Consider the following 21,656-nt stretch of genomic DNA (forward strand, 5'->3'; position numbering starts at 1 on the left):
AAATTTGTGGATCCTAAGCTAGCGATTCTTCCGTCGCAAAAATCAGGGTCTGTTTCTGCCCACGAGCCCCGATAGCTGGAGTTTCTAGGAGCATATCGGCAGTAATGTCCTCAGCAGGAACCTGTGCACCCTTGAGAAGACGGGTTGTCGCATCCTGTTTATCACCGCCGGTAATCAAAAAGAATATATGGCGCGAATTATTGATAACCGGCAGCGTGACAGATACACGTTCGCTAGGTGGCTTAGGGGAATCCTTGACCATTACCGTCACAGCTTTAGCGCCGTCCACAGGATCCTCTGGTAAACCTGTGCCCAGAAGGACTTGCTGCCGATTGGGAAACAGCGAAGCGATGTGACCATCAGGCCCCATCCCTAGGAGCGTAACATCAAAAATGGGGACAGGCCATATATCCGAGCCGCCGCCGCATCCACAACCACCGCATCCGCAGCCGCCTCCAGATTGCTGAGAAGCAGATCCCCCGTGCCCTCCCGCTAATGGAAGCTCGGATGCCCCCTCAGGCATCTCAACACGCACGGGTTCGGCAGAACCCGCAAAATTACGCATTTCGTAGGCATAGTGCTCGGCAGCAGCTTCAACATCAATCATGACATCGGAAGGACCCATACGATGCGCGTTTTCAACCGGAAAACCAAGATCTACTAAATCTGCGAGAAGCACCTCGATTGCTTGTCCATCGTTCCGATCCGGATCACGCTCAGGAACAAAGCGTTCATCCGAGAACCAGAAATGAACGCGCGACCAGTCAATATCCTTAACACGTGGAGACTGAGCCCATGCACGAAGAGTAGCAATGCCCATCGTGCCACCTGTAAGAGAGACATGAGCCACGGTACGTTCCGTGAGTACATGCTCAATAATATCTAAGATACGCGTAGTGGCATCAGAGGCAAGCGCCTCCCGAGAAGGATGCGCTATTAAAGTTGGAGTACTCTCACCAATATTGTTGATCTTAGGCATCAAAAACCTCGGGAAATTCAGAAGTATCAAGGAAAGGTTCAGCATCGCACTGAGCAGGATGCATTTCCAGAGTAGGAAATGCCGACTTTAAAACTTCCCCATACATAGTGTCAGGGTCAAGTCGGCGTAATTCCTCAGAAATACAATCCGCTAGAGTACGAACTGGTAGTGGAATCTGCTGATCAGGTGTATAGGGAGTCTCAATAATAGCGATATTCTTGCCGGGGCGGAACATTATCGTTTGTCCATCTTCACGCTCAATAGCTACACGGTAAAGACCCCGTTCTGCTGCGCCGATAGTTGCAAGATGAACCTCAGCCTCGAGTTTCCAGCCAAGCCAAGCTCCAAGGAGCACAACCGAAGGAGACTTCTCAGACCCCCAAACCACTACACGCTTAACAGGGGAGTCAGGCATCTGCTCCAAAAGAGCTGCCAGTTGGGTACGCCACAGCGTCAAACGTGTCCAGGCAAGATCGCTATCCCCGGCCTGATAAACCTTAGAAAGATGCGTAAGAACAGCCATAGGATCATATGCGCGTGCCGAATCTGTGATACGGCGCTGTGCAATCCTACCAATTGAATCCTCACCCGGATTCTCAGGGACGGAATGCGGCCACCACACAACAATAGGAGAATCCGGCAAAAGCAGACCAGAAATCAACGATTCTGTCGGCGTTGATGCACTACCCCAACCGCGCAGAATAATAAGTTCAGAAGCGCCAGCTTCACCGCCCACATGAATCTCAGCATCCAGCTGATCGGGCGCATCACTATTATGCGCAATATGCACAATGATCCGGCTCGGATGCTCGTGCGAAGCGCGGATAGCCGCATTAATAGCCTCGCGAGAATGTCCTTTTTCTGCTAGTACCACCAAGGTAAGTACACGGCTGCTGCTAAGACTGCCGTTTGAAGCCAGAAGATCAGAAAGTTCCTTTGAAATAGCAGAAACATTCGTGTGTTGCAGATGCGAAATCACGGGCGCCTCCAGGCACGGTTATCACGCTCAAGCATCTTCTGAGCCGAACGTGGACCCCACGAACCGGATTCATAGGGTTCAGGCTTAATCTTGTTCTCTTCCCAATATTTCTCAAATGGATCCAAGATCTTCCACGAAAGTTCAACCTCTTCGTGGCGAGGGAACAGCGGCGGCTCACCTAAGAGCACATCCAGAATCAAACGTTCATATGCCTCAGGAGATGCTTCGGTGAAGGCGTGTCCATACCCAAAATCCATATTGACGTCGCGGATCTCCATCTGAGTACCGGGAACTTTAGCTGCAAGACGGATCGTCATACCTTCATCAGGTTGCACACGGATCACGATAGCATTCTGCCCTGCAGGAACCTCAGTCTCCTTACCAAAGAGACGGTCAGAAGATTTCTTGAAGAGAAGCGCAATCTCGGTTACTCGGCGACCCAGCCGTTTACCCGCACGCAGATAGAACGGAGTTCCTGCCCAGCGGCGGTTGTCAATATTGACTTTAAGAGCCGCAAAAGTTTCTGTGCGTGAGTCCGCAGGAATATCTTTCTCATCAAAGAACCCGTTGACATGTTCGCCGCCTTGATAACCGGGGGCATACTGGCCGAGCGCAAAAGAATTTTCCAGATCATCAATACGTACCGCTTCCAGTACCTTAGCCTTTTCAGCGCGAAGATGCTTAGAATCAAGACTAAGGGGTTCCTCCATGGCGGTTAGAGCCAACAGCTGAAGCAGATGGTTTTGAATCACATCGCGTGCGGCACCCACACCATCATAATAGCCCGCACGAGAACCAATGCCGATATCCTCAGCCATCGTAATCTGCACGTGGTCCACATAATTTGCGTTCCAAACCGGTTCAAACATCTGGTTTGAGAAACGCATCGCTAGAATATTCTGAACGGTCTCTTTACCCAGATAATGGTCAATGCGGAACACCGAATCCGGCGGAAAAACCCGCTCAACGATTGCGTTGAGTTCGCGCGCCGACTCCAAATCGTGGCCAAATGGTTTCTCGATCACCACACGACGCCACCCATTCATGAGACTGTCGTCAACAGCCACATCATCACGAGAAGCTAAACCGTGCTCGGCAAGTTTAGAAAGTACCTGCTCAAAAGCTTTTGGCGGAATAGAGAGATAGAACGCATGGTTGCCCTGAGCCCCACGTTTGTCGAGCTCTTCTAAGGTTTCCTTTAAACGCTTAAACGCTGCGTCATCATCAAAATTACCGCGAACAAACCGCATACCTTTCTGAAATTGGTTCCAGACATCCTCACGGAATGGGGTACGCGCATTTTCTTCCACAGACTTACGCACATAGTTACGAAAATCATCGTTATCCCACTCGCGGCGCCCATACCCAACAAGACCAAAACTTGGGGGCAACAAACCACGATTCATTAGGTCATAGACCGCAGGGAGCAGTTTCTTGCGGGCAAGATCGCCCGTGACGCCGAAGAACACAAGTGCGGAAGGACCCGCAATACGAGTGAGACGTCGATCGCGCGAATCTCGTAGCGGATTCGACTCATGACCGGTATGCAAGATAGATTCCTTTGATTGCTGATAATGTGCACATTCACCCTGCGATACTTTATGTACCTCTGGGGCACGTATCCCTGCATCTTACCGTCTTAATGGCAAACGAGAGATATCTGACAGCGAGCGCCGAAGCTAATTTTGTGCTATTTATAGCGACAGCGCTCGCCTTATGAACTTTAGAGAACGGGTATAACGAAAAATTATTCACTAGTCACTAACGTGACTCACTAAGTGCTTTCCTTACGGTCTCTAGAAGCTCTTCCCACGAAACGTCAAACTTTGCAAGACCTTCGGTTTCGAGCTTATCCACAACCTCTACATATGAGATACCCAGACGCTCGATATCGTCCAGAATCTTGTTGGAGTTCGTATACTCACCGGTTACAGTATCTCCCGTGATTTCACCATGATCAGCAACAGCGTTCAGAGTTGCTTCAGGCATGGTATTGACAGTGTGTTTAGCGACCAGACCGCTAACGTAGAGAGTATCTGGAAGTGCCGGATCTTTGACTCCAGTAGATGCCCAGAGCGGGCGCTGAACGTTGGCACCATGAGATGCCAAACGTGCCCAGCGTTCAGAAGAGAACATCTCTTCAAAAACTTCATATGCCAGACGAGCATTTGCCAGACCGGCCTTACCCTTAAGCGCTAAGGCCTCTTCAGTACCGATTTCATTCAGACGGGTATCTACCTCGCTATCTACGCGGGATACGAAGAATGATGCGACCGAATGGATCTTAGAGAGATCCTTACCGTTTTTGAGTGCTTCTTCAAGGCCGAGCATGTAAGCGTTAATGACTTCACGATAACGTGTTAGTGAGAAGATGAGAGTCACATTAACGCTGATTCCGGCTGCAAGAGTCTTGGCAATAGGCTCCAAACCTTCGACGGTTGCGGGAATCTTGATCATGACATTCTCACGGCCTACACGCTCGTAGAGTTCTCGTGCCATTTTCTGGGTTCCCTCGGCATCGCGGGCAAGGCGAGGATCAACCTCAATAGAAACCCTGCCGTCGTAACCTTTAGAAGCAGAATATATGGGTTCGAATACGACACAAGCAGCACGTACGTCGTCAGTAGTCGCTGCGAAGACAGCTTCTTCAACGTCTGCGCCGGATGCGGCAAGCTGACGCATCTGCTCAGCGTAAGCAGCACCTTTTGAAAGCGCACCGGCAAAGATAGTGGGGTTGGTAGTGACACCCACGACGTTCTTAGCGCTGATGAGCTCTGCAAGACTGCCACTGGTAAGACGGTCGCGGGAAAGATCATCAAGCCAAATGGAGACACCAGCTTCAGAGAGCTTTCGAGTCGAATCACTCATGCAATAAAACCTTCAATCTAAATTAGTCAATATGGACGGGTGAGCATTAATGAGCTATGCAAGATGCAAGTAGCATCAAAACTCACCGAAAAACTGTAACTTGCCAGCTAGCTATTTGGCTGCGGCGATAGATTCTTCAGCAGCAGTCACGACGGCTTCAGGGGTAATACCAAACTCACGGTACAAAGTCTTAGCATCGGCAGAAGCCCCAAAGTGTTCAATTGAGACAGCACGTCCTGCAGAGCCGAGCAAATCGTACCAGCTCATGCCCAAACCGGCTTCAACTGAGACGCGTGCTGCAACCGAGGAAGGCAGAACTGATTCTCGGTATTCGTTTGACTGCTCGTTGAACCATTCGCGGGAAGGCATTGAAACAACTCGGGCTGCAATGCCTTTTTCTGAGAGCTTGTGGCGGGCTTCGAGGGCAATTTCAACTTCAGACCCAGTTGCGATCAGGATGACATCTGGAGTTCCCTCGGTGTCAGCCATAACATAACCTCCGCGCGCAGTACCTTCTGCGGAAGCAAATTTTTCGCCTTCAGTGTCTGAATGAATATCCTCACGAGCCCAAACCGGTAGGTTCTGGCGAGAAAGTACTAGGCCGGCAGGGCGGTCTTTCTTCTCAAGAATAGTACGCCAAGCAACCGCAGTTTCGTTCGCATCCGCAGGGCGTACAACGTCGAATCCAGGAATTGCGCGCAGTGAGCTGAGATGTTCGATTGGTTGGTGGGTGGGCCCGTCTTCGCCAACACCAATGGAGTCGTGAGTCCAGATATACAGTGCAGGTACACCCATGAGAGCTGAAAGACGGACTGCAGGACGCTGGTAATCCGAGAATACGAAGAACGTCCCAGAGAAAGCACGGGTTGGCGAAGATAGCACGATACCGTTCACAATTGCGGCCGCCCCCTGCTCGCGAATACCGAAGTGCAACACACGACCGTAGGGGTTGCCGGTCCAATCCTCCGTACTGTGCGAAACCGGGTTGAATGATTCGGCGTTGTTGATGGTGGTGAGGTTAGAACCTGCTAGATCGGCAGATCCACCCCAAAGCTCAGGGAAAGTATCAGCAATAGCATTAATGACTTTGCCGGATGCTGCGCGGGTTGCTAGTGAAGTACCCGGCTCAAAGACAGGGAAAGCAGCCTTATAATCAACTGGCATTTCGCCTGACACCAGGCGGTTGTACAGCTTTGCCCGCTCAGGGTTAGCCTGAGCCCATGCCTCAAATTTTTCATTCCAGACCTTATGCGCAGCAGCCCCGCGTTCACGAAGTTCACGAGTATGCGCCAGAACCTCATCCTCAATGAAGAAGCTCTTTTCGGGGTCAAATCCTAGAACTTTCTTGGTTTCAACGATTTCTTCGGCCCCCAGCTTTGAGCCGTGAACGGACCCAGTATTTTGCTTGTTGGGTGCTGGGTAACCAATGATAGTACGCACCTCAATGAATGAAGGCTTATCCGTGACCGTTTTCGCGCGCTCAATAGCGTTGTAGAGTTCCTGCACATCTTCAACGTAGTTTCCGGTCTTGGTCCAGTCCACGTGCTGAACATCCCAGCCGTAGGCCCGGTAACGAGCTGGCACGTCTTCGGTGAATGCAACGTCAGTGTCTTCTTCAATAGAAATATGGTTGCGATCCCAGAGTACGATGAGATTGCCCAATTCTTGGTGCCCAGCAAGCGCACTGGCTTCTGCCGTTACGCCTTCCTGAACATCGCCTTCAGAGGCGATACAGTACACATAATGGTCAAAGGGAGAAGCACCAACCGGGGATTCGGGGTCGAAAAGACCACGCATATAACGTTGAGCATATGCAAAACCAACGGCAGAAGCGAGCCCCTGACCCAATGGACCAGTCGTAATTTCTACACCCTTGGTGTGCTTATATTCAGGATGTCCAGGAGTGAGCGCATCCCATGTGCGAAGAGATTCTAGATCCTCCATCTCAAGACCATACCCACCCATAAATAATTGGGTGTAAAGAGTCAGCGATGTGTGGCCGGGGGAGAGGATGAAACGGTCGCGACCTTCCCAACGGTCATCATTGGGGTCTTGGTTCATGACCTTTTGGAAGAGTAGATAGGCAACAGGAGCAAGGCTCATGGCGGTGCCGGGGTGACCTGACCCTACTTTCTCAACCGCATCGGCTGCCAATAAGCGAGCAGTATCAACCGCACGCTGGTCTACCTCAGTCCATTCGAACTTTTCGTTAGGGTTAGTCACGTATTGTCCCTTCGCTTGGTGGTACGTCATGCATGAAGTACACAAACAATAGTAGTCTGTGAACGCTGACTGCAGCAGATATAACTCAAAAGATAGGGTGCGTATTCCATGAGCACTCTCAACAAGTAATCATGTACATAGCATCTATAAATCTATCGTGAAATTCTACCTTCTTAAGGATAGTTCACCATCCTAGCGTTTATAGTATGTTCGCATGGTATTTAGACGACTTATGCCTCACGCTGAACTTACATACATAGGATGCTGTAGCCTAAGCTCCACGTAGATAAGTTTCAAAATAGACCACCCGTATCTTGAGATAGCTGCTTTACTCGCCTCAAGATACGGATGCTCTTAGAAAATAAAAGATTCTAATATAGGCTGCCCAACAAAAGGATCGATTGCCAATGCAATGAAAAGAATCGTTAGGTATGTGATGGACCCGAAAAATACCACCATAGCGGTACGGCTTGTCGCTACCTGCTGGAGAGCTAAATAATGGAGCTTGTGGCAGTGGTAGAGGAACCATGCACCAGCGGTAGCCGCGCTAACGCCGTACACCCAGCCCGCGCCTCCAATAGGGATCAGTAGAAGCGAACAGATAACCATAGCCCAGCCGTAGAGTACTACCTGTACAGACACTGTTTGAGCGGGAGCGATAGCACCCAGCATAGGAACACCGGCTGCTTTATAATCCTCCGCGTATTTCATAGAGAGTGGCCAATAGTGCGGAGGAGTCCAGAGGAAAATTACTGTAAAGAGAATTAAAGCTGGCCATTCAATGGTATTGCGAACAGCTGCCCATGCAATTAGGACAGGCATACACCCGGCAATCCCACCCCACACAATATTCTGAGTAGTGCGCTTCTTTAAATACATGGAGTAGAAGACTACATAGAGCAAAATAGCGGCAAGCCCTAAAAGCCCAGAGAGGGGATTTACCATAGTCCACAGATATACGACGGAGATAACAGCAAGTGCCCATGCGAAGACGAGTGCTTCTCGGTCTGTTAGCTCTCCGGTAACTAGGGGGCGTTTTTCGGTTCGCTTCATTTTTCGGTCAATATCACGATCGATATAACAGTTGAAAGCGCAGGAAGCGCCAGCCGCCATGGCTCCGCCAAGAAGCGTATTTATGACTAACCAGAAACTGGGCATGCCGTGTGCCGCAAACATCATTGTAGGGGCGGTTGTTACTAGAAGAAGCTCAATAATTTGGGGCTTTGTCAGGTGAATATACGCTTTTAATTTGCGTCCCAAGGTCATGTCCCTTGTTGCCCGCGGAGTAGGTACAGTCACCTCTGACGCCGCATGCGTGGAGGACGGAACCTCCTGAATTGTGTAACCCTTCATGATGGGCTCCTTGACGTGTGTGCGTGTGCCTAATCTGCGCGTATCAATCTGTGGGGTAAGGAGGTACTCACAGATAGGCATACCTTCGACTCAAAGACGTGCAGGCGCAGGAATGCTCCTTAATAGTGTACGCCTAACCTTAAATAGCTACCAAGGCATGCCAGCAATAAACCCATATATGACATTGTGCGCTTACCGTGTGAATAACTCAGCTCTAAGAAATTGCTAGCCGCTGTTGAGCTAGGGCACGGGTCTTCTGAGAAGATAGGGTCAGCTGCCTTTCGATCAGCGATAGTGATGCCCAGGTAAACATACCCGACCCCAGCATATGTGCCTCAACGAGTAGAGGGGGAAGTCCCGTGTTGTACTGGATATAGCCAATCGCGCCCTGATAGACCATGATTGCTGCCAGTACAAGTAAAGATGATAAGAAAGCACGTGGCATGTCGTACTTCCGCACTAGAACAAACATGATAACCAACAGAAAAAGAAACGCCCACACTGCCCATGCATGCGCACGGGATACTGCGATAGCGTCGAACTCGTGGCGATGCGTGCGTGGATCACCCGCATGCGGACCAGTCCCAGTGACTACGGTACCCATGAAAAGTAAGAACGAAACTAACGCCAAATCTATCCAACCAAGTAGGCGGATAACACCACTTTTTTGTGGGGGAAATTCCCTAGTAATATCTTCGCGCTCAGAGACACCTGCCCTAAAATAGCGACGCACACGGTTTACCAAGATTGCCGCTAGTCCAATCATGATGGCAGAGGCGAGGTAATGGGCTGTTACCATCCAGGGATTAAGCCGCTGCCATACAGTAATACCGCCAATAACGGCCTGTAGCGGAATACCCCACAGGAGCAGTAAAGTCAGATTGAAAAGATCACTGTACTTTGATTCGTGCGCTCGTAATCCCGTAAAAAGCTTTGCAAAGATTGCTTTGACGTGGTGCACATCAGGCAGCGCAATGCGGAGAATCGCTAAGAATGCAAGGATAGTGATCACCATGAGCACAAAAGTAAGCATACGGTTACCGAATTCAACGAGCCCATGGATACCGTCGGCAGGGGTAGTTGTCCACTGTTCTGCAGTACACCGAGGCCAGGTATCGCATCCAAGGCCTGATCCCGTAAGGCGCACAACGGCGCCGGTTACGATGAGTAAGAGATTGCTCAGGGCCGTACCCACCGCTGTGTACAAAACCCAGGGGGTGTATTGGATGGGGGATAGTTTATTTTTGAGGGTAACTAGCATAAGAAAAGCCTTTTAAACCGTGTATGCGTTAGGGATAATCGTTGATGGTGCTGATTGATCCCAGAGCTCGTCCCGAAATCCTGAACCTAAGAGCGCTAATCGGACCATTTAAATTTACGTGAAGCAATAAAACCAATCACTAGTGTCCAGACAAGTAGCACAGCATGGGGAAGGGGTAAAAATATATCCTGTAGATAATCACCGCGAATCGCTTCACCTAAAGCGCCTGAAGGCAGGCACAGAATGATAATACGGTACAGCTCAGGGAAATTATCCATTGGAATAAGGATCCCACCAGCGCTGGCCAGAACAACCCAGGCGATATTCACGATAGCCAAAGTTGCCTCAGCCCTCACCGTCCCAGCAACGAGTAAGCCTAGCGCTGTAAATGCGGCAGCCCCAAGCAATAAAGTACTAAAAGAGCGATACATCGCAAAAATATCCGGACGCCATCCAAGACCGAACCCAACAATAGTGACCATAATAAACTGTATGGCGATAACGGTGATAACTGCCAGTACCTTGCCAATAATAAGCCCGTTGCGTCCTAGAGGAGTGGTAGACAGAAAACGAAGAACACCGTACCGGCGGTCAAAACCAGTGGCAATCCCTTGACCGGAAAGTGCAGTTGAGACAACACAGAGAGCCAGTACTCCCGGCACTGCAACATTTATGCGGGTCGTATTCAACGCGTCTGCGTAAGAATCCAGAAAGCTTGTATAGCGAAGTCCGAAAAGCGCCATCACGGGGAAGGCAATATTGAGCATTAGCTGTTCACCATTTTTAAGCATGGCAAGGGTCTCATATTTGCCTTGAGCTAGAATACGCTGAAAACTAGAAGCAGCGCGCGGCTGCGGATACTCGTTACCTTCTCCCATCTGCTGACTATCAGGGACAGTGGGCAGCTCTGCATTTGTGGGGTTCATCGAATATCACGTCCCGAAATATCCAAGAATACGTCTTCCAAAGTCTTCGGTTCCATCGTGAGAGAGTTAGGCATAAGGTAGTGATGTGCTAGGGCTGTCGTGAAAGCGGAAAGATGTTCGGGTGTAAGGGGACCACGGAGCTCATATTCGCCTAAGCCGCCTAGTGAGTATGGCATATGCTCGATAAGCTCTACATCCGTACGAAGATGTACAGGCAATAAGTCGTCACGCGTAGGTGAAGGGGCTTCTAACGTGAAATGAAGACGTACAATCCCGTCTCCTGATACAAGTTCAGGGACTGTGCCTTCACGCACCGTTTGACCATCATCAATAATATAGACATAATCCGCGAGCTTTTGCGCATCATCAATGAGATGGGTTGTTAAGATAATGGCGACTCCAGCCTCACGCTGCTCACGAATAATGTCAAAGACGACATTGCGAGACTGCGGATCAAGTCCTGCTGATGGTTCGTCTAAAAAGAGTACCGAAGGACGCCCAAGAAGGGCTGCTGCTAATGAGACACGTTGTTTTTGTCCCCCAGAAAGGCGCCGAATATTGGTGCCGTTAAAAGCATCTATTCCTAAACGATCAACAAGTTCACCGACAGGATAAGGATTGGCGTACATCTGAGCAACATGTTCAAGAAGTGGTACGGGACGTACGGCGTTAGGAAGCCCCCCATCCTGAAGCATGATACCGACGGAGGCCCGCATCTCTGGGGATGCCAGAAGAGGGTCTTCTGAAAGAAGCTGAATAGTGCCGGACGTAGGTTCAGTAAGCCCCTGGGCACATGCAAGAGTTGTAGTCTTACCTGCACCGTTAGCACCCAAGAGTACAACAACCTCGCCGGGATAGACTTGAAGACTTATGTCAGCAACTGCGCGATGCATACCCTGAGCGGTAAGACGTTCAGGGTGTTTCTCGCGGAAAGAACGAGAGGGCTTAAACTCTTTGACGAGATGAGAAATCTTGAGTGCAGGATCGCTGCTAGTACCGCGAGCTGCTGAAATGTCTAATGCGGTAGCTGCTTGGTGTTGATAAGCTTCAGTTTCTGCCACCTCTCTATCTTAAGCCCTCAGAGAGTAATCTCTATGTTTCCCTCTAGCGATAGCATCTTTATGACGCGAGTTAGATCACGTCAAAGTGAGGATATGAACCGCTTAGCCCCCTCATGGAAATGCCCGAAGAGCAAAAATACCTAGAGGCCTAAAGGCGGTATTATCTTTCACCGGTTCTTATGGCTTGCCGCAGCTAAGCAAGAGACTAAACGGTGTGGTGTGTGCAAGTAGGAAGACCTTACTAGCCAAGATTGAAGTAATTAGGACATACTTTAGTTGTGTATTCCGTGAACAAGACATCTCATCGAGGGCTTCAACAGCAGCCTTCCTCGCATAAGAAGTCAAGCTCTGGCGCACGTAAAGCGGAAGTTGAAGAACGCACCCGTGACCGGGTTCTTCGTGGTGTCCTGAACCATGGTCCCGTGTCTGCGGCAAGCTTGGGAGAACTTTTAAGCTTGACCCCCGCCGCTGTGCGTCGGCACCTTGATGCGCTTGAACAAGCAAACATGATTGAAGTTGCTTCTCTCAAACAATATGGGGCAGGTGCGGGGCGCCCAGCTCGACGGTACGTCATCGCACCTCAAGGTCACGAACGTCTAGGAAATGACTATTTGATGATTGCGCGCAACGCTCTTGAAATGTTGCGTGACACTGTTGGGGAGAGCGCACTTGAAACTTTCGCATCCGCACGGGCTGCCGAAATGGAGGCGCGATACCGCCCTGTTGTGGAAGCGGCAGGGGAGGATGTTGCGGCGCGAGCCCAAGCTCTCGCTGAAGCCATGAGCCGTGATGGGTTTGTGACAACAGCGCAGATTACAGAACCACCTGCCGGTCGGCTCGCGCCGGGGAAATTGCTAGCTAGCATACAGCTCTGCCAAGGGCACTGCCCAATACGCGATCTGGCTGAAGATTTTCAGGTTTTCTGCGAACAAGAGACTGGGATTATTTCTGATCTTCTGGGCGTTGACGTACGTAGGCTATCAACGATGGCTGGAGGGGCTCACGTATGCACAACTCACGTTCCACTCAATCACTTAACAGAACGTGTGAATTCTGAAAAACCGGAAACATCAGAAAGCATGCGGGGTAATTCGGCACGGTAGAAATTACCCCAACCTAGAGTGTGTTATTCCAAAGACTACCGAGCCCGCATCTGCGGAGCCGGATAAATTTCAATCCATCTAAGAAAGGCCGTAATGACTGAGCAAGTTGAGCAGAGTGCCAACGACACTGTCATTTCAGAGATTCTGGAGTTGAACCCTGAACTCGAGGGCATTGGCAATTACGAGTATGGTTGGGCAGACTCTGACGAGGCGGGCCAGTCCGCTAAGCGTGGTCTGGACGAAGCCGTAGTGCGTGACATCTCTGCGAAGAAGAATGAACCCCAGTGGATGCTGGATATGCGTCTGAAGGCATTGAAGTTTTTCGAGCGTAAGCCGATGCCAACCTGGGGGGCAGATCTTTCTGACATCGATTTCGATAACATCAAATACTTCGTGCGTTCTACCGAAGGTCAGGCTGAGTCTTGGGAAGAGCTTCCTGAAGATATCCGCGTGACATATGAACGTTTGGGTATTCCGGAAGCAGAACGTAACTCATTGGTCGCCGGTGTTGCTGCTCAGTATGAGTCTGAGGTCGTGTACCACCAGATCCGTGAAGACTTGGAGTCTCAAGGCGTTATCTTTGTTGATACCGATACCGGTTTGCGCGATTATCCTGAAATATTTAAGGAATACTTCGCCTCTATTATCCCTATCGGCGATAACAAGTTCTCCGCTCTTAATACTGCGGTGTGGTCTGGCGGATCATTTGTGTACGTTCCGCCGGGGGTGCATGTTGAGATCCCTCTGCAGGCGTATTTCCGCATCAACACTGAGAATATGGGCCAGTTTGAGCGTACCTTGATCATTGCAGATGAAGGTTCATATGTTCACTATATTGAGGGCTGCACCGCGCCTGTATACCGCTCTGACTCGCTGCACTCAGCAGTTGTCGAGATCGTTGTTAAGAAGAACGCCCGTGTTCGTTACACTACCATTCAGAACTGGTCGAACAACGTGTACAACCTGGTGACTAAACGAGCAGTCGCGCATGAGGGTGCCACCATGGAATGGGTTGATGGTAACATCGGCTCTAAGGTTACTCAGAAGTATCCTGCAGTATATATGGTCGGTGAACACGCCAAGGGCGAGACTCTGTCAATCGCGTTTGCTGGTGAAGGGCAGCATCAGGATACTGGTTCCAAGATGGTGCATATTGCCCCGAATACTTCTTCAACGATTGTTTCGAAGTCCGTGGCTCGTAACGGCGGACGTAGCGCATACCGCGGTCTAGTGCAGGTACGTGAAGGTGCGAAGCACTCGAAATCATCCGTGGTGTGTGATGCTCTCTTGGTTGATACTGTGTCGCGTTCAGATACCTACCCCTATGTCGACGTTCGTGAAGATGACGTTACGATGGGGCATGAAGCTACGGTTTCACGCGTTTCTGAAGAACAGCTCTTTTACCTCATGCAGCGTGGGCTGGCCGAGGATGAAGCAATGGCTATGATTGTGCGAGGCTTCGTTGAACCGATTGCTCGTGAGCTGCCCATGGAATACGCACTTGAACTTAACCGCCTCATCGAACTTCAGATGGAAGGATCTGTGGGCTAATGTCGACTAACGAAGAGACCCTGGGATATCACAGCCCAATTATTCCCGGTATGGATCAGGAAGGCGAGAAGCTCGCCTCTGAGCATGTCCATGATGATACTATTCTGCGTGCTACCGAGGAACACCATCAAGGCTCAAACCCTAATAACGTGCAGAAGGTTCTTGACGCTTCCCGCGCAGAACGGAAAACCTCATATAACGTTGAAGACTTTGAGCCACTTACTGGACGCGAGGAAGATTGGCGTTTTACCCCGCTGAAACGTTTGGGCGGTCTTCACCTTGACACTCTGCAGGCACAAGCCCCAGCTCCGAAGATCCAAGCACCTTCTGAAGTTATCCTTGAAGAAGTATCCCGTGAAGATGAGCGCATTGGTACAGCAGGTGTTCCTGAAGACCGTGTAGCTGCAAATGCATGGACTCATTTTAAGACAGCTACTGTGGTGACTATTCCCGCCGAAACCGAGCTTACTGAGCATATCGAAATAGATATTGACGGACAGCATCGTGATGCTGCTGCTCAACATATACTGGTCGAGGCTAAACCATTCTCGAAAGCGGTTGTTGTAATTCGGCATACCGGATCGGCTGTTCTGGCGCAGAACATAGAATTCCTGATACAAGATTCTGCACAGTTGAGCGTTATTACTCTTCAACAATGGAATGATGATGCGATTCATGCCTCAGCGCAGTATGCCAAGCTAGGGCGCGATGCTCGTTTCAAACATGTGTGCGTTTCATTGGGCGGTGATATGGTGCGTGTTACCCCTTCAACGAAATTCACGGAACCGGGCGCTGAGACAGAGATGTACGGTCTTTATTTTGTGGATGCTGGCCAGCACATCGAGTCACGTTTGTTTGTGGATCATTCTGTGCCCAACTGCAAGTCGCGAGTGACTTATAAAGGCGCATTGCAGGGCAAAGCAGCGCACTCCGTATGGGTTGGTGACGTCCTCATTGGTAAAGATGCGGAAGGTACGGACACCTATGAGCTGAACCGTAACCTCCTCTTGGAGATTGGTCCGCGCGCTGATTCCGTACCGAACTTGGAGATCGAGACTGGACGTATTGAAGGTGCCGGTCACGCATCAACAACCGGTCAGCTAGATGATGAGCATCTATGGTACCTACGGGCTCGTGGTATTCCGGAAGCTGAGGCACGTCGTCTAGTGGTCCGCGGATTCTTAAACGAGATTATCCAGCAGATTCGCGTACCAGAGCTTGAAACAGAACTTACTGATGCCCTTGAAGCAGAGCTTGCTCTCAGCAACAACTAAGCCTTATTAGGAGAAACAATGTCTACCCTTGAAATCAAGGATTTGCACGTCTCGGTCATTCTTGATGATGAAAAAACTAAGCCTATTCTCAAAGGCGTGAACTTAACCATTAACTCGGGTGAAATCCACGCTATTATGGGTCCAAATGGTTCCGGTAAATCTACTCTTGCCTCAACTATTGCCGGTCACCCCAAATACCAGATTGATTCCGGGCAGATACTGCTTGATGGTGACGATATTACCGAGATGAGTGTGGATGAGCGTGCTCGTGCTGGGCTGTTCCTCGCCATGCAGTACCCAGTCGAGATACCCGGTGTCACGATGTCTAACTTCCTGCGTGCTGCTAAAACTGCTGTGGACGGTAAGGCACCTAACTTACGAACCTGGACCAAAGACGTTAAAGAAGCTATGAACCATCTGGACATTGATCCTGCGTTCGTTGCTCGTAACGTCAATGAAGGTTTCTCCGGCGGTGAGAAGAAACGTCATGAGATTCTGCAGCTGGAGCTTTTGAAGCCCAAGTTCGGTATTCTTGATGAAACTGACTCCGGCCTTGACGTTGATGCTCTTAAAGTCGTGTCTTCCGGCGTGAACCGTGCTCACGAGGAAAATAATATGGGTGTTATGCTGATTACGCACTATACCCGCATCCTGCGTTATATTAAGCCCGAGTTTGTGCATGTTTTTGTAGACGGCAAAATGGTCGATCAGGGCGGTCCTGAACTTGCAGATCGTCTAGAAGAAGAAGGCTATGTAGCATACACTGGGAAGAAATAATCTTACTCAGTACGAACTACTTGTAAGAGGTGCATCATGACTGAGACAGTGCAAGCTCGTCCCTCGCAAGAGGAAATTGAGGAAGTCCTCAAGGAAGTCATTGACCCTGAACTTGGGGTAAATATCGTTGATTTGGGTCTGCTTTATGGCATGCGCTGGGATGATAATGGAGTCCTGATCCTAGATCTAACGCTTACTACAGCTGCATGTCCGCTACAGGACGTTATTGAGGAACAGGTGGAAGCAAATCTCGATAGTGTCGTTGCTGAATGGCGCGTGAACTGGGTATGGATGCCTCCGTGGGGGCCCGAACGCATTACTGAGGATGGTCGCGATATGATGCGTGCTCTCGGCTTCAACATTTAGCGTTGCCATACGTTTGTTTTGCTGTAAGGGGTGGGTACCTGGAACATTCTAGGTACCCACCCCTTGATTTATAATTCCACCTGATATTTGTAATACTACTCGTTCATATGTTTTCGGTTACACCTAAGAATCTGAGTGATTTACTGTATTTCTTCGCCAGACGTTTGCGAGTATCTTCGTCAAGGTGGGAAACACGTTCCGGGTCAGTGTTATCGGCAATGTCAGCACGTTTGACCCACAGTGCAATTTCATTAGCGCGAACTCTCGCCATAGATGACTCCAGAGGTTCATACGGACGTTTGGTGAGCGCATCAACGGCATCAATAATGCGGGCTGAAAAGTACCGAGCAAGGTAAGGGAGAGTGACTTCTGTATCCTCTACGGTATCGTGCAATAACGCCACGATCTGTGCTTCTGTGCGAAGCTCTTCAGGGGCAATTTCGCGCACTTTAAAAGCAACCCGTCGTGGATGAGATATATAAGGCCAACCGTTTTTATCGACCTGCCCAAGGTGGGCGTTGTCAGCGATACTATCTGCGAGACGAATCATTTCTTTGAAATATGAATTCATCGTTGTCTCCTTCATCAACGTGATACTTCTAATGTACTCTGTACGTCATTGTGCTGCGTTACTGCTTGTCATACATCGAGCTTCTTTGCTTCTAGCTGGATGCATGTGAGATCTTCACATGTTAAAAGACCGGTCTCCAACCCATATATAACTTCCTACTACTGTGCGCCCTACCCCTTGAGCATTGCGCAGGGACGGAACATTGTCGACATGGATTGTTCCCCATAGCATATCTTGAGGATTTACCTGAGATAATTTGAGGAGATTTTTAATACCGTGACGTAGAACTGCATTCCCTAGCCCTTGTCTGCGAAAAGGCGCATCTAGACATAACTCTTCGACGCTAAACCCTCTAAGTCCCTGTTCGCCTCTGCGATCTAGAGTCAAAAACCCTGCTAAGGTGTTATCCACTGTAATATGCCAGCCTGTTCCTTGACGTATAGCATCTTCAAATGATTCTTCTCCCTGAGGAGTGGCCCACTCAAAAAAATTAGGGTTCTTAACTGCAATAGATTCATATATGCGCTGCGTTTCGTAACTGGCAGCAGAAGCATCAGCAGGAGAAAGCGGGATGAGATCTACTCGATCATAATTCTTCGGCCACGGGCGTTTGTCTAACTCACCTAGAGTCCCGGCGACAATGTGCATGTCAATAGTTGTTGCACGAGCACCAGGGAGTGAACCAAGGCCACGTACAAGCTGATCTACCTTACCTGGCACAAAGAAACGTGTGCATATAGGACGGAAGCTTTCATAGTGGCGAAGCAAAGATTGGCTTAGAGCTGCGATATAGACTGTAGTACAAGGAATATTCGTAGCTATTACATCTATAAAAGGTCGATTCAGATCTTGCCCACGGTATCGAATTCCTGTAAGCGTTTGGTATGTGGCATGTGAATCTGTTATCGAAAAGAATCTATTGGCCCAGTCTTGTGTGTCTTGCGTAGGCATGTAGTTGAACTGGTTCTGTAGAAGAGGACTTATATGATCTCGATACCACGCACCAAACTCTAGGGAGGTACGTTCCGTAAAATCTGCTGCGAAGTATTCTGCGCACTGCTGTGAAAGTTCCTCAGCCGAGTAGTACATATGGAAATTCTGAGGGACCCAAGAACGAGGGAGAAAGTCGTGGGCTTGTTCTGCGGGAAGATTTCCTAGTATAAACATAGAGATACCCTAACATATGTGATGTGAAGCATGCTTATATTCAATTTATGAAACTTATTCTGTTTTAAAAGAGATAAAAATCACAGTATATGAATGTCAAATAACAGGTAGTTTTGAAATACTTTGAGGGTATATCATGTGAATTGCTTAAGATGCTTTGGACTCGCCCCAAATCTAGCGTAGAAATCTGTTGTACGAGGCAGAAACTAACCGAAAACTCAGGTAAACTGATGGGAATCAAAGCATCGGAGACACCATGGCGGAACTCTACAAGAAGTTCACCTCTTTATATCCTTATCCGCACCTGCGGATAGCCCCTGGCGCTCCCAGCAGTTACATTCACCATTTGTATCTTAACCGTTTGGCGGATGGGCGAACCTACGGGTTCACCCCGGTTCTGGTCGTACTTGACGATCTTCTTCTGTCTACTATTCAGAACAATATATCGGCACGCACGAAAAACCCGCCAGCGGATATTAACGCTGAGTACGTTAAATCCTATGCCCAAGATATATTGACAGAACACCAAAAACGCCTTGATAAGGGTTCATTAGAAATTCTTGTGCGTAAAATATTAGCTCGGGCTGACTCGACTTTATTCGAGAACTATTATGAAGGATTTTTAACGTCGCAGGTAACGGTTCCTCGCGGCATTGCACCTGCTCTACGTGCGCCTGCCCATCTGACATTCGTATCAAGCCTGATGAACGAAGATGAGACTCTGGATAATTCAGCTGAAATTATCTTGCTTGAAATCCCTACAGCGTACCCATCAGACATCTTTGCGTATCTGCCGTTTGGCGGATGGGAAGACGTCCCAAGTGCGGAAGACATGCTAGCACTTGCGCAGTATTGGTATGAGCGGGATAGTGCTATTCCGGCTGTTATTGCAGCGACCTACCTTGAGTTTTACACTGCAGAGCCAATCACAACATTGCGCGACGCAGAGGTGCTTGCTTTAGAACAGGGGATAATAAGTCGAGCGCTAAAGCCCACAAGTTATGAGGATCTCTCATGTGTCGTGAAGGGGCTTTATAACAAGCCTTCGTGGTTCGTATGGTGGGAATAGTTTTGCTTAGCCGGGAATGATGTTTCTGGTGCCGTAAAAGAAAATTCCTTTTAGAGTTCTACGCCTCGTGCAGTTAAAACGTCCCCGGTTATTTGAGCGTATCCTACTGCTTGTACCACAAGAGGTACAAGCAGTCGCCAAGTGGAACGTTTGGGCAAACCGCGTGCGTGAGCAGCTTGTTGTAAAGCTCCCCAGTTATCCATAATGGCGGGAATAGATCTTATAACCAGAGCGAGCATCAGTCCTATACGTTTGGGAGATAAGCCTAGAAGTTTAAGCGGTGTGAGTAACCAGATGATTCCATCAAGTAAAAGAGGTAGCGGAGTAGTCGTGAGAAGAATCCGTGAGATTAGGACGGCGCTTAGCATGGTGCACATGACGTCTACCGCATTTTGCCACGTGCCCCAAAAGAGATAATAAAGTCCTAAAAGAATTATGAGCCATCGCAGCGTATAGACAATTTCTAAGAGCGTGCGGATGCGCATCCCAGCTGACCAGGACAAGATAAAACAAAAGAACAGAACGTATAGTGCTACTTCCCAACCGGTTACCGCGAGCGCGAGCAGTAAACAAGCGCAGAGGAGGCTTTTGCCCCAAAGCGGTGTGCGATGCAACAGCGAATTCCCCGGAGCGTAGCTTCCAATAAGTAAGTTACCGAGGAAAGTCGCATGGTGCGACCTCTGCGCGGTCCGAATCACGTGGTTAAATCCTTCCGGGATTGCCTGGTTCGTATATCATACAGAGGGGTTTTCGTTGGGAAAGCCTTGTTCACAATATAAACGGTATTGTTGAACCGCTTCGTGCGCTTTGCCATGGTATATAAGCTCTCCATTATGGATAATGACTGCTTCATCGCATGTCTCCGCCAAGTCGAGGTCGTGGGTACTGATAATAAGCATCTGATCGAGACTATTCAGAAGGTTTATCAGCCGTGTTCGATTACGTAGATCAAGAAGAGTCGTAGGCTCATCAAGTAAGAGGATTCGTGGTTCTACCGCTAAAATCCCAGTGAGGGCTACAAGTTGTTTCTCTCCGCTGGAGAGAGAAAAAATGTTCTGATCAGCCTTGTCGTCGAGACATTGTTGAGCAAGGAGCTTATGTGCTTGCTCTAGGCGTTGAGCTCGGGTGAGAGAGCTATGCCGACGGAGGCTAAGCTCTAGATCTTCGAGGACTGTAGGCATGATAAGCTGCGCATCTGGATTAGCGAAGAGCATGCCTATAGACTGACGAGTTATCTGGGGATGTTCGGAGATATCTACTCCACATACCTTTATGATTCCCTGGGAGGGCCGAGTAATACCGTTAAAAAGCCCTAAAAAGGTTGACTTTCCCATGCCGTTAAGCCCAATAATCGCAGTTTTAGATGCGGTTAAAGAGACTGATACATGGTCGATAATATTTCGAGTTTGTCCGTGAGCGTCTTCAGCTGACACGGTAACTGCATCAAGTTCAAGGGACGGGGGAGCGGACGGCATCGTTGGTGCTTCGCGCTCAATTTTGGCGCTACTTTTCTTGGAAAAAAACATCCTCAATTACCTGCGAGCTTTTGAGCGCACTAACCCAGGAAATGCCCGATGCACAGCAGACGCCACGATAGACGCAACGATAGATTTAAGAAGGTCTGGAAGAGCAAATGAAGCCGCGATGACAAACGCATGGGTAAATTCCATATGTCCGTTGGTCATAAGCCCTAAGATACCTCCTGCAGAAATTACCACGAAGCCTACCATAGCGCAGAAGATGCACAGGATAGCGGTAAGCCAGGGATTGAGCTTTCTACGGATTACTGTATAAGCTAGCGTCCCAGCCAATAACGCGCCCAGAGGATAGGCTAGAAGATAGCCACCGGTTGGCGTCGCAAGCGTACCAAACCCTGAAGCACCTTTAGCAAAGATTGGTAGCCCTAGGCACCCTAACAGTACGTAGAGGAGAGTTGCTATAAAAGCTCGAAAACCACCGAGTACTAGAGCGGTGGTGTAGATAGCGAAAGGGCCAAGAGCTAAAGGAATCGGGACACCTGGGATTGGTAGCGCCAGAGGACTAAGAACCGCGATAAATGCTGCGAAGACTGCTATAAGAGCTATATTGCGCCCTGGTGATTGATCTGGGGCATAAGAGTTAGGCACGA

Annotated in this window: 20 protein-coding genes; 6 read left to right on the forward strand and 14 right to left on the reverse strand. The window is 49.3% G+C overall.

The features are described 5' to 3' along the window. Positions 1 to 13: 13 nt before the first annotated feature. From HMPREF0733_RS08995 to HMPREF0733_RS09035, 9 genes are all read right to left on the reverse strand, one after another. Positions 14 to 979 (reverse strand): 6-phosphogluconolactonase, encoded by a 966-nt coding sequence (locus HMPREF0733_RS08995; protein ID WP_013399027.1) that lies wholly within the window; start codon positions 977 to 979, stop codon positions 14 to 16. Further along, on the reverse strand, positions 972 to 1,958 hold the full coding sequence (locus HMPREF0733_RS09000) for a glucose-6-phosphate dehydrogenase assembly protein OpcA (protein WP_013399028.1): 987 nt from the start codon (positions 1,956 to 1,958) through the stop codon (positions 972 to 974). The genes HMPREF0733_RS08995 and HMPREF0733_RS09000 overlap by 8 nt, the downstream gene beginning before the upstream one ends. Next, positions 1,955 to 3,508 carry a glucose-6-phosphate dehydrogenase gene (zwf, locus tag HMPREF0733_RS09005; RefSeq protein ID WP_013399029.1) on the reverse strand — a complete coding sequence of 518 codons (1,554 nt, stop codon included), beginning with the start codon at positions 3,506 to 3,508 and terminating at the stop codon, positions 1,955 to 1,957. Before zwf ends, HMPREF0733_RS09000 begins: the two co-directional genes overlap by 4 nt. A 211-nt stretch (positions 3,509 to 3,719) precedes the next feature. Beyond that, the gene (gene tal, locus HMPREF0733_RS09010; protein ID WP_013399030.1) at positions 3,720 to 4,826 is read right to left on the reverse strand and encodes a transaldolase; all 1,107 of its coding nucleotides are present in this window, start codon (positions 4,824 to 4,826) and stop codon (positions 3,720 to 3,722) included. Positions 4,827 to 4,937: 111 nt separating this feature from the next. After that, entirely contained in the window at positions 4,938 to 7,079 is a 2,142-nt protein-coding gene (gene tkt, locus HMPREF0733_RS09015; protein WP_013399031.1) for a transketolase, read from the reverse strand. A gap of 324 nt (positions 7,080 to 7,403) precedes the next feature. Next, entirely contained in the window at positions 7,404 to 8,315 is a 912-nt protein-coding gene (locus HMPREF0733_RS09020) for a heme o synthase (protein ID WP_049775467.1), read from the reverse strand. A gap of 301 nt (positions 8,316 to 8,616) precedes the next feature. Beyond that, complete coding sequence (locus tag HMPREF0733_RS09025; RefSeq protein ID WP_013399033.1) at positions 8,617 to 9,663, reverse strand: COX15/CtaA family protein; 1,047 nt, start codon at positions 9,661 to 9,663, stop codon at positions 8,617 to 8,619. A gap of 95 nt (positions 9,664 to 9,758) precedes the next feature. Next, positions 9,759 to 10,589 (reverse strand): ABC transporter permease, encoded by an 831-nt coding sequence (locus HMPREF0733_RS09030; RefSeq protein ID WP_013399034.1) that lies wholly within the window; start codon positions 10,587 to 10,589, stop codon positions 9,759 to 9,761. Then, positions 10,586 to 11,602 carry an ABC transporter ATP-binding protein gene (locus HMPREF0733_RS09035; RefSeq protein ID WP_370447724.1) on the reverse strand — a complete coding sequence of 339 codons (1,017 nt, stop codon included), beginning with the start codon at positions 11,600 to 11,602 and terminating at the stop codon, positions 10,586 to 10,588. Before HMPREF0733_RS09035 ends, HMPREF0733_RS09030 begins: the two co-directional genes overlap by 4 nt. Positions 11,603 to 11,928: 326 nt before the next feature. On the opposite strand from HMPREF0733_RS09035, the gene HMPREF0733_RS09040 reads away from it, so the two are divergent. The 5 genes from HMPREF0733_RS09040 (at position 11,929) to HMPREF0733_RS09060 (ending at position 16,721) form a co-directional block, all read left to right on the forward strand. Further along, positions 11,929 to 12,753: a helix-turn-helix transcriptional regulator gene (locus HMPREF0733_RS09040; RefSeq protein WP_013399036.1), complete on the forward strand. Its 825-nt coding sequence runs from the start codon at positions 11,929 to 11,931 to the stop codon at positions 12,751 to 12,753. Positions 12,754 to 12,846: 93 nt separating this feature from the next. Further along, positions 12,847 to 14,304 (forward strand): Fe-S cluster assembly protein SufB, encoded by a 1,458-nt coding sequence (gene sufB, locus HMPREF0733_RS09045; protein ID WP_004004625.1) that lies wholly within the window; start codon positions 12,847 to 12,849, stop codon positions 14,302 to 14,304. Further along, positions 14,304 to 15,578, forward strand: coding sequence for a Fe-S cluster assembly protein SufD (sufD, locus tag HMPREF0733_RS09050; protein WP_013399037.1), 1,275 nt, complete (start codon positions 14,304 to 14,306; stop codon positions 15,576 to 15,578). Before sufB ends, sufD begins: the two co-directional genes overlap by 1 nt. Before the next feature lie 18 nt (positions 15,579 to 15,596). Further along, a complete protein-coding gene (gene sufC, locus HMPREF0733_RS09055) occupies positions 15,597 to 16,355 on the forward strand; it encodes a Fe-S cluster assembly ATPase SufC (RefSeq protein WP_004004627.1) in 759 nt (252 codons plus the stop codon). Between the two features lie 36 nt (positions 16,356 to 16,391). Next, a complete protein-coding gene (locus HMPREF0733_RS09060; RefSeq protein ID WP_004004628.1) occupies positions 16,392 to 16,721 on the forward strand; it encodes a metal-sulfur cluster assembly factor in 330 nt (109 codons plus the stop codon). A 103-nt stretch (positions 16,722 to 16,824) separates the two neighbouring features. Here HMPREF0733_RS09060 and HMPREF0733_RS09065 read toward each other — a convergent pair whose 3' ends face one another. After that, complete coding sequence (locus HMPREF0733_RS09065; protein ID WP_115333565.1) at positions 16,825 to 17,292, reverse strand: HD domain-containing protein; 468 nt, start codon at positions 17,290 to 17,292, stop codon at positions 16,825 to 16,827. A 114-nt stretch (positions 17,293 to 17,406) separates the two neighbouring features. Further along, positions 17,407 to 18,381 carry a GNAT family N-acetyltransferase gene (locus tag HMPREF0733_RS09070; protein WP_244864717.1) on the reverse strand — a complete coding sequence of 325 codons (975 nt, stop codon included), beginning with the start codon at positions 18,379 to 18,381 and terminating at the stop codon, positions 17,407 to 17,409. Positions 18,382 to 18,715: 334 nt separating this feature from the next. Here HMPREF0733_RS09070 and HMPREF0733_RS09075 point away from each other — a divergent pair, with 334 nt between their 5' ends. Then, complete coding sequence (locus HMPREF0733_RS09075; RefSeq protein WP_013399040.1) at positions 18,716 to 19,528, forward strand: DUF4253 domain-containing protein; 813 nt, start codon at positions 18,716 to 18,718, stop codon at positions 19,526 to 19,528. 50 nt (positions 19,529 to 19,578) lie between these two features. Here HMPREF0733_RS09075 and HMPREF0733_RS11560 read toward each other — a convergent pair whose 3' ends face one another. The 3 genes from HMPREF0733_RS11560 to HMPREF0733_RS09090 are packed head-to-tail and all read right to left on the reverse strand — an operon-like array spanning position 19,579 to position 21,654. Beyond that, the gene (locus tag HMPREF0733_RS11560) at positions 19,579 to 20,226 is read right to left on the reverse strand and encodes a CbiQ family ECF transporter T component (RefSeq protein WP_013399041.1); all 648 of its coding nucleotides are present in this window, start codon (positions 20,224 to 20,226) and stop codon (positions 19,579 to 19,581) included. A gap of 36 nt (positions 20,227 to 20,262) precedes the next feature. Further along, positions 20,263 to 21,054, reverse strand: coding sequence for an energy-coupling factor ABC transporter ATP-binding protein (locus HMPREF0733_RS09085; RefSeq protein ID WP_013399042.1), 792 nt, complete (start codon positions 21,052 to 21,054; stop codon positions 20,263 to 20,265). A 6-nt stretch (positions 21,055 to 21,060) separates the two neighbouring features. Continuing rightward, positions 21,061 to 21,654, reverse strand: a complete 594-nt coding sequence (locus HMPREF0733_RS09090) for a biotin transporter BioY (protein WP_004004635.1) — start codon at positions 21,652 to 21,654, stop codon at positions 21,061 to 21,063. Positions 21,655 to 21,656: the final 2 nt, after the last annotated feature.

It is taken from the genome of Rothia dentocariosa ATCC 17931, assembly GCF_000164695.2.
In the GTDB taxonomy this organism is placed as follows: domain Bacteria; phylum Actinomycetota; class Actinomycetes; order Actinomycetales; family Micrococcaceae; genus Rothia; species Rothia dentocariosa.